General features: G+C 65.7%; 7 protein-coding genes and 2 pseudogenes. 6 read left to right on the top strand and 3 right to left on the bottom strand.

Annotated elements, in window-relative coordinates; genetic code table 11:
• A partial coding sequence (locus tag Q0Q02_RS21295; protein WP_293812514.1) for a hypothetical protein occupies positions 1 to 286 on the top strand: 286 nt, incomplete at its 5' end.
• Positions 256 to 469 (top strand): annotated as a pseudogene (locus Q0Q02_RS21290) (IS481 family transposase); the annotation flags it as partial. The gene Q0Q02_RS21295 and the pseudogene Q0Q02_RS21290, both read left to right, overlap by 31 nt.
• Before the next feature lie 41 nt (positions 470 to 510).
• Here Q0Q02_RS21290 and Q0Q02_RS21285 read toward each other — a convergent pair.
• Both Q0Q02_RS21285 and Q0Q02_RS21280 read right to left on the bottom strand, forming a co-directional pair.
• Positions 511 to 2,304: an ABC transporter ATP-binding protein/permease gene (locus tag Q0Q02_RS21285; RefSeq protein ID WP_293812512.1), complete on the bottom strand. Its 1,794-nt coding sequence runs from the start codon at positions 2,302 to 2,304 to the stop codon at positions 511 to 513.
• Between the two features lie 22 nt (positions 2,305 to 2,326).
• Complete coding sequence (locus Q0Q02_RS21280; protein ID WP_293812510.1) at positions 2,327 to 4,498, bottom strand: glycoside hydrolase family 3 N-terminal domain-containing protein; 2,172 nt, start codon at positions 4,496 to 4,498, stop codon at positions 2,327 to 2,329.
• A 604-nt stretch (positions 4,499 to 5,102) separates the two neighbouring features.
• Here Q0Q02_RS21280 and Q0Q02_RS21275 point away from each other — a divergent pair.
• The 4 genes from Q0Q02_RS21275 to Q0Q02_RS21260 all read left to right on the top strand — a co-directional run bounded on the left by Q0Q02_RS21275 (position 5,103) and on the right by Q0Q02_RS21260 (position 10,903).
• Positions 5,103 to 6,113: an extracellular solute-binding protein gene (locus Q0Q02_RS21275; protein ID WP_293812508.1), complete on the top strand. Its 1,011-nt coding sequence runs from the start codon at positions 5,103 to 5,105 to the stop codon at positions 6,111 to 6,113.
• Positions 6,110 to 7,795: an iron ABC transporter permease gene (locus tag Q0Q02_RS21270; RefSeq protein ID WP_293812506.1), complete on the top strand. Its 1,686-nt coding sequence runs from the start codon at positions 6,110 to 6,112 to the stop codon at positions 7,793 to 7,795. Before Q0Q02_RS21275 ends, Q0Q02_RS21270 begins: the two co-directional genes overlap by 4 nt.
• A gap of 97 nt (positions 7,796 to 7,892) precedes the next feature.
• Positions 7,893 to 9,647, top strand: coding sequence for an AsmA family protein (locus Q0Q02_RS21265; RefSeq protein WP_293812504.1), 1,755 nt, complete (start codon positions 7,893 to 7,895; stop codon positions 9,645 to 9,647).
• Positions 9,648 to 9,724: 77 nt separating this feature from the next.
• Positions 9,725 to 10,903, top strand: a complete 1,179-nt coding sequence (locus tag Q0Q02_RS21260; protein ID WP_293812502.1) for a homoserine O-acetyltransferase — start codon at positions 9,725 to 9,727, stop codon at positions 10,901 to 10,903.
• 95 nt (positions 10,904 to 10,998) lie between these two features.
• On the opposite strand, the pseudogene Q0Q02_RS21255 reads toward Q0Q02_RS21260, so the two are convergent.
• Positions 10,999 to 11,271: pseudogene (locus Q0Q02_RS21255) on the bottom strand (ATP-dependent Clp protease proteolytic subunit); the annotation flags it as partial.
• Between the last annotated feature and the right edge of the window lie 47 nt (positions 11,272 to 11,318).

The following is an 11,318-nucleotide window of genomic DNA, read 5'->3' as shown; positions in this document are numbered from 1 at the left end:
CGGCTCGTCGGGAGCGATTGGGTTCGATTGCCAGTCCGCCTGGCGCAGTCACACCGAAATCCCGAGCGACAGGTCATCCGCCGCTGGTCGCGAGCGCGCGCTCATCGCCGTCGCGGATGCCTTGCGCTTTCTTTGGCCCGGAAACACAACCACCGTCTTGGCGGCCAGCATCGGCTGCAGCCGCCGGCGGCAACCTAGGTGTTTGATCCCGGGCTTTGCTGATGCAGTCATTTCGCGCCAGTGGAAGGAAGCGCTATGGGCCAGGTTCACCATGGGAGCGCCATGACGACGGCAGTGATCCGTCGAGCGACAGCATCGTCAAACGAGCCTGAGGCAACTCGCGACGCGCTACGGGATCAATCAGAAGACCGTCGCGAAGTGGAAGAAGCGAACCTCGACTGCCGATCCGCAGACCGGACCGAAGGAGCCGAATTTGACCGTTCTGTCGGCGGAGAAGAAAGCCGCCGTTGGAAGCTGCTTTGCAGTTGAGATTTCTTGGAGTCGCTCCTTTCAGGAGCTGCTAGCGGTTATCTTGGATTTTCTCCGAGGAACATGCTGGAGGCGGATGCTACGCTGGAAGAAATGATGGCCGATATCGCTGCCGGTGCTGACAATGGTGCATTGACGGAGCTTGGCTGCGAAGGCCGCCAGCAATGCGGCTCGGCTTTTCTCGCGAACGGCGCCCAGTGAATCGTTGAGAAAGACCCAGCGGGGCGTGTGCAGGAAGACACGCGCGAAGCCGAGGATCTGCTGCTCCTCGAGCGACAGCTGCCGGTCCCACTCCAGGGCGCGGTCGAGGTCTTCCACCAGGCGATCGAGGCCAACCGCGCGCAGCGCATCGGCATAGTGCTCATCCGTATAGTCCGGCGCTTCCGCCGGATAGGCGAGCGCGGTCCGCAGCGACCCGCGCGGGAAATAGGGGCGCTCGGGCAGGAACAGCATGTCCGGACGCGGCGGCAGGCCCATGCGGCCGTCGCCCCAGGGCCAGAGCCCGGCAAGGCTCATGAACAGCGTCGTCTTGGCCGCTGCGCTGTCGCCCTCGATCAGGACATGCTCGCCGCCCTTCAGCTCGATCCTGCTCTCCTCGAGCGCGGCACATTCGACGAGCGAGCCGGGCAGATAGGCTTCCACCTGTTCGAGAACCAGGGTGCCGGCCGGAGCTTCGTAGAAGGTGATCCGGTGCTGGTCGCCATGCAGCTCCTCGATGCGCTGGAGCCTGTCGCGCAGGGCCATGATCCGCAGCAGCGTCGCCCGCCAATCCGCGATCTTCGAGAAATTGTCGACGAACCAGCGTAAGGCATACTGGACCTGGTTGAACGCGCCGACCGCGATCATCAGTGATCCGAGGGTGAGCTGGCCGCCGAAATAGCCGGGCGATGCGATGACGAAGGGCGCCGCCATGGCGAGCCAGCCATGGCCCGACGTGACCCAGGTCAGCGAGACGATGCCACCGGCAAGCTGGCGCGCCAGGGATTGGACCTTGTGAAAGGTCTGGTCGAGATGGCTGCGTTCGTCGCTTTCGCCCTGGTAGAGCACGATGGCTTCCGACCGCTCGGCGACCCTGATCAGGGACACCCTGAAATCGGCCTCGCGTGCATAGCGCTCGGCGTTCAGATCGATCAGCGGCCGGCCGACGCGCCATGCCAGCCAGGAGCCGATGGCCGCATAGGCGATCGCGCACCAGACCATGTAGCCGGGGATGGTGACGTTGCCATGCCCGAAATTGAACACGACCTGCGCCGAGAGGATCCACAGCACCCCGATGAAGCTCAGGAGCATCAGCGAGGCCTGCAACAAGCCGTTGCCGAGATCGACCGAGAGCTCAGTCAGGTGGCGGGCATCTTCGTGGATGCGCTGGTCGGGATTGACGCCGGCTTCGCCGGCGAAGGCGAGCAGATACGCCCGCTTGGGCTTCAGCCATTCGTCAAGCAGGTCCCGGGTCAACCAGCCCCGCAGCCTGACCTTGCCGACCTCCGTGAGCCAAGCCTGGGCGACAACGAGCAGCAGCAGGACGGCGATGATCGACAGGAACACCAAAAGCTGGTGGCCGAAGGCTCCAAGGTCGCGGTTCTGGAGGGCGTCGTAGAGCGCCCCCTGCCAGTTGTTCAGCCGGATCTGAAACACCGCGTTGGTCGCAATGACGACCACGCTGCCGATGGGCAGGAACAGGAGGGCGTCGCGCCGTGGCGACGAGCTCATCGCCTTGATCAGGATCCAGAGCTGGTGCGGGACTCCGCTTGCCGGGATATCCAGCGCGGAAGCAGCCGCGGGCGGTGCTGGGCTCTCGTCCATCGCGGCGCTCAAGGCTCGGTCACGGACCGGGGCATCAGACGATGCCCGGAGCCGGATGCACCCGCAATTCCAGTCGCTGCAAGCGCTCCGGGTCGGCGCTCGGCCCGACAAGAACTTCGAAAGTGCCCGGTTCGAGCACTGGCTCGAGATCGGGACCGAGGAAGCTGAGCTGGTCGGGGGACAACGTGAAGCGCATCGTCTTCAGCTCGCCCGGCGCGAGCGCAATCTTGGCGAAGTCCTTGAGTTCGAGCGAAGGCCGCGTGATCGACGAGACGAGGTCGCGAATGAACAGGAATACGGTGTGCTCGCCGGTCATCAGTCCCGTATTCCTGACGTCGACCAGAATCTCGGTCGTCTCTTCCGCGGTGATCGTCCACTTGGTCGCGCGAGGATTGGTCATGGCGAAGCTGGTGTAGGACAGGCCGTGGCCGAACGCGAAACGCGGCGCGTTCGGAATATCGAGATACTTGCTGGAAAAATGCTCCTCCTCCAGCCGCGGGCGGCCCGTCGGGCGCTCCGCGAAAAAGATCGGGATCTGGCCGACATCGGCCGGCCATGACATCGTGAGCCTGCCGCTCGGATTATGTGCCCCGCTCAAGAGATCGACGATGGCGCCGGCGCCTTCGGAGCCGGGATGCCAGACGGCGAGGATCGCCTTGGCGCGCTCTGCCAGCCAATCCGGCAGGATCAGTGGCCGCCCCGAGAACAACAGTACGACGACCGGCTTGCCCGTCTCCAGCATCGCACGCGCCAGATCCTGTTGGGGCTGGGGCAACCCGGGATAGGCACGGCTACTGGCCTCGCCCGCCATATCGACCCTTTCGCCGACGCAAAGCACGATCACATCGCTCTGCCGCGCATCTCGCAGCGCTGCTTCGAGACCGCTCTCGCTCGGCTGTTCGACGGCGCTTCCCGTTGCGGCCGATATCGTGGCGTTGGGAAAGGCCGCCTTGAATTGGTCGACCAGCTCGGCGATGCGCACGACGGCATCCGGTTCCGAGTTTCCACCCACGATTTGGCCGAAGGGGCCGACGATCGCGATCGCCTTCAGGCTCTTCTTGAGCGGCAGCGTGCCCTCGGCATGGGTCAGGAGCACGATCGACTTGCGCGCGGTTTCTCGCGCCAGGGCACGCCTTGCGGGTTGTGCTTTGATGGCCGCGATGGCTTCCGGCGAACCGCAACGGCGATAGGGATCGTCGAACAGGCCGAGCCGCAGCTTGAGCAGCAGGACGCGCCGCACCGCTTCGTCAATGGTCGCCATGTCGACGAGGCCGCGGTCGAGCGCTTCGGGCAGGCCATCGTAATAGGCTCCCTTGCCCATCATGTCGATGTCCACGCTCGCATTCAGCGCAAGCGCCGCAGCTTCGGCCCGATCGGCCGCCACGCCGTGCACCAGCAGCTCGGCGACGGAGCTCCAGTCGCTGACCATCACCCCGTCAAAGCCCCAGCGCTCGCGAACCAGGCCGCGCAGGAGCCGCTTGTTGATCGACATCGGCGTGCCGTTGAGATCGATGAAGGCCGGCATGATGCAGGCCACGCCGGCCTCGACCGCCGCCTTGAACGGCGGCAGGTAGACTTCGTGCAGCAACCGTTCCGACATGTCGACCGAGGCATATTCCCGCCCGGCCTGGACGGCTCCATAACCGGCAAAATGCTTGGCGGTCGCCGCGATCGCCGTGGGCGAGGCGAGATTGGCGGTCTGATAGCCGCGCACCTTCGCCCGTGCGAGCCGTTGACCGACGAGACGGTCTTCACCCGGTCCTTCGAGCGTGCGGCCCCAGCGTGGATCCCGCGCAATGTCGATCATCGGGGCGAAGGTGAGATCGATGCCTTCGACACCGCATTCTTCCGCTGCGACACGGGCTGTGGCTTCCCACAGCGCCGGGTCGAAGGCTGCCGACTCTCCGAAGGGAATGGGGAACATCGTTCTGAGCCCGTGGAGGACGTCCAGCGAGAAGAAGAGCGGAATCTTGAGGCGCGAGCCCTCTACGGCATGCCGTTGCGCATCACGGATGCGGTCCGGTCCGACCAGGTTCAGGAGGCTGCCCACCTCTCCGTTCTGGATGGCGGCGGATGTGACCGGCGCAGAAGCCGGCCCCGTCTGCACCAGCTCGCCGCTCAGCATGGTGAGCTGCCCGACCTTCTCCTTCAGCGTCATTCCATCGATGAGCTTTTCAATCCCCTCACGATCCATCGGCGCTGTCATCGACTGTTCCTTTAGATCGCAGGCATCTCAAGGCCACCCCTCATAAAACAAATGGATCAGGATGCCGTTTACCGCCATAGGCATTCACGCGCGTTTTTGCTGCACTGGCCCCTCAAGAACGAGGGCGACCAGGATGTCCTCGACGACCGGTCGGGCAACTCGTTCATGACGCGCAGTTTGTAACCCCGGTTCCCGCAGGCCTGCGATGGGCTGGCATTCTTGTCATAGTCATGCTCGCCCTTGTGTCGAGCATCCACGTCTTGAACACAGCCCTCGCCGAATGAAGACATGGATGGCCGGGACAAGCCCGACCATGACGGGAGTGTCGTGCTCATAGTTCCGGGCTCTTCGCTCACGCGAAGCCCTGGAAGACGGCCCTTCTCCGCGACAGGTCGTCTCATCCGAAAAACGTACAACCACCAGACGCCAGAAATCTCTCCGTCTTTCCAAGGCACTGCCTGACTTATTAGAATTCATCAAAATCAGAGGAACCCTAGAATTGATATAAGACATTGATATCAAAGGATTACTTCATTGACGCCCCGCAAGCGGCGCTCTATCGCTCGCCCATCGCGCTGATAGCGCCCACCGACGGAGCAGAAGAATGATCGCCAAGACCTATCTCCACGCCCTGGCGCTGTCCTCCTGCCTGCTGGCCGCTCCCGCCTTCGCGCAAGGCGTGAACCTCTACACGACCCGCGAGCCCGCTCTGCTCAACCCTGTGCTGGAAGCCTTCACCAAGGACACGGGCATCAAGGTCAATGCCGTCTTCCTGAAGGACGGCCTGCAGGAGCGTGTTCGGGCCGAGGGCGCCAACAGCCCGGCCGACGTCATGCTCATGGTCGATGTCGGCGAGATCAACGCCTCGGTCGATGCCGGCATCACCCAGCCGATCAAGTCCGAAATCGTCGACAAGACCGTGCCGGCCCAGCTGCGCCCCGACAATAACTGGGTCACCCTGACCAAGCGCGCCCGCGTCGTCGTGGTCTCGAAGGAACGGGTCAACCAGGACGCGATCACCTATGAGGACCTCGCCGATCCCAAGTGGAAGGGCAAGTTCTGCATCCGCGCCGGCCAGCACCCCTATAACAACGCGTTGTTCGCCGCCTATCTCGCCCATCACGGCGCGGAGAAGACCGAGGCCTGGCTCAAGGCCGTGCGCGCCAACGCCGCCCGCAAGCCCGGCGGCGGCGACCGCGACGTCGCCCGCGACATCCAGTCCGGCCTCTGCGACATCGCCATCATCAACACCTACTATATCGGCCTGATGAGCGAGGCGAAGAACGAGCAGAAGGGCTGGTTCGACGCGATCAAGCCGCTCAAGACCACCTTTGCCAATGGCGGCACCCATGTGAACGTCTCGGCCGCGGCGCTGGCCAAGAACGCTCCGAACAAGGAGAACGCCGTCAAGCTGGTCGAGTACATGCTCGGCGACAGGGCGCAGGCGCTCTACGCGAACGGCAATTTCGAGTTCCCGGTCAATGCGGCCGTGACCGACTCCGCCGCCGTCAAGCTGCTCGGCGCCGTCACCCCGGACAAGCTGCCGCTCTCCGAGGTCGCCAAGCAGCGCAAGGCCGCGGCCAATCTGGCCGACAAGGTCGGCTTCGACAATTGAGCCTGAGCCAGCCGCTCAAGCTCGCACGACGGTCGCCGTTCCGATGGCGGCCGTCGACGCGTTTCGCCTATGCCGCGATCGGCGGGGCGGCGCTCGTGGCGCTGCCGTTGCTCGCGCTCGTCGCGACGGCCATTTCCTCGCAGCAGGCGGCCGAGATCTGGCCGCATCTCGCCGCAAACGTCCTGCCGACAGCCCTCGCCCAGACGAGCCTGCTCCTTGCCGGCGTCGGCGTCGCTTGCGCCGTCATCGGCGTCGGCACCGCCTGGCTGGTGACGCAGTATGATTTCCCCGGCCGGCGCTCGTTCGAATGGCTGCTGGTACTGCCGCTGGCGCTGCCGACCTATCTGACGGCCTATATCTACGTCGAATTCCTCGGCTTCCAGGGGCCGCTCCAGAGCGGTTTACGCGCCGCCACCGGCTGGCGCTCGCTGCGCGACTACTGGTTTCCCGATCCGCGCAACCTGCCGGGCGCGGTCGCGATCATGGCGATCGTGCTCTACCCTTATGTCTATCTCAGCACGCGCGCGCTCTTCAGCGTGCAAGGCGCCAGCATCGTCGAGGCCGCGCGCAATCTGGGCGCTGCGCCCGGCCGCCTGTTCTGGCACATCGGCCTGCCACTGGCGCGCCCGGCGCTGGCGGCCGGCCTCACCCTCGTCTTGCTGGAGACGCTGAACGATATCGGCGCCACCGAATATCTCGGCGTCCGCTCGCTGACGCTCTCGATCTACACGACCTGGGTCAATCGCGGCTCGCTGCCGGGCGCCGCCCAAATCGCCTGCGTCATGCTGCTGATCGTCTTCGCTTTGATCCTCACGGAGATCAGGCTGCGCGGACAGCGCCGCTTCGCCCTGCCCGTCCGCCAGCCCCGGCCGGTCACGCGCCGGCCATTGCGTGGACGCAGCGCCATTCTGGCCCCCCTCGCCTGCTTCCTGCCCGTGCTCTTCGGCGCCGCCCTGCCGGTCGGCTATCTCGTCGTCGAGATCCTGCAGCGCGGCCTGCTCGCACAGTTCGACACGGCGCTGCTGCGCCTCCTTGGCAATGCCCTTCTGCTCTCCGCGCTCGCGTCGGTGCTGGTCGTGACGCTCGGGCTCGGGATCGCCACCGCCGCCCGGACAGGCCGCGAGACCTGGCTGAAGCCCCTCGCCCGCATCGCCAGCCTCGGCTATGCGGTGCCCGGCACGGTGCTCGCACTCGGCCTGCTGATCCCCATCGCAGCCTTCGACAACCTGCTGGCCGATGCGGCAGCCGCCCTCTTTGGCCTCAAGCCGGGCCTGATCCTGATCGGCTCGGGCGCCGCGCTGGTGATCGCCTATGCCGCGCGTTTCCTCGCCATCGGTGTCTCCGGCGTCGAGAGCGGGCTTTCGCGCGTCTCGCCGCGGATCGACGACGCCGCCCGCGCGCTGGGAGCCGCCGGACCGGAGGTCACGCGCCGCATCCATTGGCCGTTGGCCCGTCCGGCGATCGCTGCCGCGGCACTCCTCGTTTTCGTCGATTGCCTGAAGGAACTACCCGCAACCCTGCTGCTGCGTCCCCTCAACGTCGACACATTGGCGACGGTGGTTTACGGCCATGCCTCGCGCGGGGTTTTCGAGGACGGTGCGCTGGCGGCACTGCTGATCATCCTGGCCGGCCTCTATCCGGCCTTCATTCTGGCGAAAACCGGCGCCAATCACGCGGGATAGCCGGCTTTCCGGCCTCGACAAGCCCTCAGCATCAGCCTAAACCCTGTCCCGCCAGGGGGGCTGGCTGACTTTCGGCCCGGTGCCGATTCGGAAGTCCATGACCAGACGCGCTGCGATTCTCGCTATCGGCCTCGTCGTCGCCACCGGCCTGCTCGGTTTGCAGTCGTGGGACGTCGCGCTCGAACGCGTCCAGCGCGGCGCCATCAGTGCCATCGAGGAGCGGACCGGCTTCGTCGTCAAGACGATCGAGCGCGCCGAGATCGCCCTGCTGCCGCTGCCCCGCATCAGCCTGTCCCAGGTCTCCTTCACCCAGCGCGACGGCGCGCTTGCCGGCGAGGCCGTACGGGTCAAGGCGCATTTGCGCCTCCTGCCGCTGCTCGGTGGCCGGATCAGCTTCGACCGCGTCGATCTCATCGCACCACGGATCGACGTCGCCGTTCCCGCCGGGAGCGACGGCATCACCGAATGGCTCGCCCCCCCGCTCGCGGAATTCGAGCGCCTGCAAAGCCAGAGCAAGATCGTCATCAGCACGGGATCGATCTTCCTGCGGGCGAATGGCGCGATCCAGAGCGTCGTGCGCGACCTCGATCTCGTGATCGACGAGCGCGAACGGAACGAACCGCTAGCGCTGTCCGGCTCGCTGAACTGGCGCGGCATGCCGACCGAGATCAGCCTGCTCTGGCCGATGGTCGGCGGCAGCGCGAAGGTGGCGCTCTCGGCGACCTCCTCCCTGCTGAAGCTGCGCTTCGAAGGCACGCGCACCGGCCCCGGCGACCCGGTGATCGGCGGCCTTCTCGCACTCTCCACCCCGTCGCTCCCGCAATTGCTCGGCTGGTTCGGCGAGGAATCGCGACTAGCATCGGCGCTCGGCGCCGTCGCTGTTTCGGCCGATATCCAGGTGAAACCGCGCGAGGTCTCATTCAACAATGCGGTCGTCAACCTTGAAGGCGAACGCCTCGACGGCGTGATCAAACTGGCTGAATCCGGCGGGCGCTTCGCGCTATCGGGCACGCTTGCCGGCGCGACGCTCGACCTCGGCCGCCTTGTCGACCGCCTGCCGATCCCGGCCGTGGACGCCGCCGACACCACCCCCCTGGACCTCGACGCCTGGACCGCCCGCGAGATCGACTTGCGCATCTCGGTCGATGCCGCCCGCCTGAAGGGTGCGAAGCTGAGCGATGTCGCGACCTATCTGCTGGTGAAGAAAGGACGTTTCGAGACCGGGCTGCTGCGGGCGAGTGCCTATGGCGGCAGCGTCAAGAGCCGGTTTCTCGCGGTCGGCGCTCCCGCCGGGGTCGACATCAAGATCCAGGCCGGCCTCGACAAGGTGAATATCGGCCAGGCAGCGACCGACCTGCCGCAACTGGCGCGCCTGAGCGGCACGGGCAACCTGCAGCTTGCCCTCGACGGTGTCGGCCACAGCTTCGACGAACTGCTGGGATCGCTTACCGGCCGGGTCAATCTCGCGGCCCGACAGGGCGAGATCGGCGGCGTCGCCTTCGGCGAGTTGCTCCGCCGCGCCGAACGCAGCCCGGCCCAAGCCCTGCGCGACTGGCGGCAGGGCAAGACGCCTTTCGAAAGCATCACGGCCAATGCCGGGATCGCTGGCGGCCTGCTCGCCCTGACCGAAGCGCAGATGAGCGGCTCGAGCTATCGCTTCAATCTTGCCGGCAGTGCCTCGCTGCGTACCCGCATCCTTGACATGACCGCGCTGCTTTCCTCTGCGAACGGCGCCCCGAAGCTGCCCTTCGTGCTCAAGGGGCCGGTCGAGGCCCCCACCTTCGAAGTCGAGCCCGAAGCCCTCCTCAGCCCCACCGGCGCCTCCCTCGTGCCGACGCAGTTCACGCGCTGACACCACCTCTTTCGCGAACCCTCGAAATCCGCTCTGATGCAGCCGGACCTTGTTACGGCAGCGGGAAGGATGCAGCGATGAAGATGTGGATCATGGGCGCGCTCGCGCTCGCAGGATGGATGACGGCGGGCATGGCCGAAGCGCAGGAACCGACAGTCGAGAAGAAGGTCTTTGAGCTCGCAAGCTTCACCACCCAGAGCGGGCGGGCCCTGAAGAACGTCCGCGTCGGCTGGGAGAGCTACGGCACGCTCAACGCCGACAAATCCAACGCCGTGCTGATCTGCCATTTCTTCTCCGGCAACTCGCATGCCGCCGGCAAATACGCGGCCAACGACCCGGCGCCGGGCTACTGGGACGCGATCATCGGCCCAGGCAAGGCAATCGACACGAACAAGTATTTCGTCCTGTCCTCGGACACGCTGGTGAACCTCAATACCGGTGACCCCAAGACCACCACGACCGGCCCGGCCTCGACCAATCCCGACACCGGCAAGCCCTATGGGCTCGACTTCCCCGTCGTCACGGTCCGCGACTTCGTCGAAGTTCAGAAGGCGCTGGTCGAAAGCCTTGGAATCAAGAAGCTTGCGCTGGTCGCCGGTCCCTCGATGGGCTCGCTCCAGACCTTCGAATGGGCGGCGAGCCATCCTGAGATGGTCGCCAAGGCCATGCCGGTTATCGGAGCCGGCGAGGCCGACGCGATGCTGATCGCCTGGCTCGATGTCTGGGCGGCTCCCATTCTCGTCGACCCCAACTGGAACAATGGCGATTATTACGGCAAGGCCCCGCCGCTGGCCGGGCTCGCCAAGGCGCTGACCGCGGTGACCCTGCAGGCGAACCACCAGGATTGGGCCAATGCCACCTTCGGCCGTCGCCCGGCCAAGGAGGGCGAGGAACCCGGCAAGGCGCTCGCCAACAAGTTCCAGGTCCAGAGCGTGCTCGACAATGCAGGCATGGCCCGCGCCAAGCTCTCCGACGCCAACCATTTCCTCTATCTGGTCAAGGCGAACCAGCTCTTCGCCGCCGGCGGCACCTCGCTCGCCGACGGCATGGCGAAGATCAAGGCGCCGATGCTGCTGATCACCCAGCCGAAGGACCTCGTCTTCACGCCCGACATGGTCGCGACGACGGTGAAGGCGGCGAAGGACGCCGGGCGCGACATCACCCACGCCACCATCGACGGCGCGCGCGGCCATCTCGACGGGGTCATCTCGATGAAGCAGGCGGAAGGCGCGATCCGGGCTTTCCTGGAGAAGTGACGCGCCCCGCCCGTCATGCTCGGGCTTGACCCGAGCATCTCGTGAAGGAAGAGCGCGGGAGCATCCTTCGGCATGAGATTCTCGGGTCTGCGCTTCGCTCCGCCCGAGAATGACGCCTCAAGGATGCTGGCATTGGGCAGCGCCCCGCGCTCGCCAGGCTCCCCCGCCATCAGCAGGAACGAACCCATCGAGCGCGCCGCCCCCATGCACAGCGTATGCACGGGCGAGCGGATGTAGCGCATCGTGTCGTACATGGCGAAGCCGCTGGTCACCACGCCGCCGGGCGAATTGATGTAGAGATGGATCGGCCTCTTCGGGTTCTCCGCCTCCAGGAACAGGAGCTGCGCGCAGATCAGCGCGCCTAGGCTCAGGACTCATTGATTGAGCCAGAAGATAAAGGTTGCGGCGAAGGCTA

This window comes from uncultured Allobosea sp., assembly GCF_945956895.1.
Classification (GTDB): domain Bacteria; phylum Pseudomonadota; class Alphaproteobacteria; order Rhizobiales; family Beijerinckiaceae; genus Allobosea.
This window is presented reverse-complemented; position numbering and strand designations above follow the sequence as displayed.

Bases quoted from the DNA above. Each gene is read 5' to 3' on its own strand.
- Q0Q02_RS21280 (WP_293812510.1), bottom strand. From the start codon at position 4,498: ATGACAGCGCCGATGGATCGTGAGGGGATTGAAAAGCTCATCGATGGA.
- Q0Q02_RS21275 (WP_293812508.1), top strand. From the start codon at position 5,103: ATGATCGCCAAGACCTATCTCCACGCCCTGGCGCTGTCCTCCTGCCTG.
- Q0Q02_RS21265 (WP_293812504.1), top strand. From the start codon at position 7,893: ATGACCAGACGCGCTGCGATTCTCGCTATCGGCCTCGTCGTCGCCACC.
- Q0Q02_RS21260 (WP_293812502.1), top strand. From the start codon at position 9,725: ATGAAGATGTGGATCATGGGCGCGCTCGCGCTCGCAGGATGGATGACG.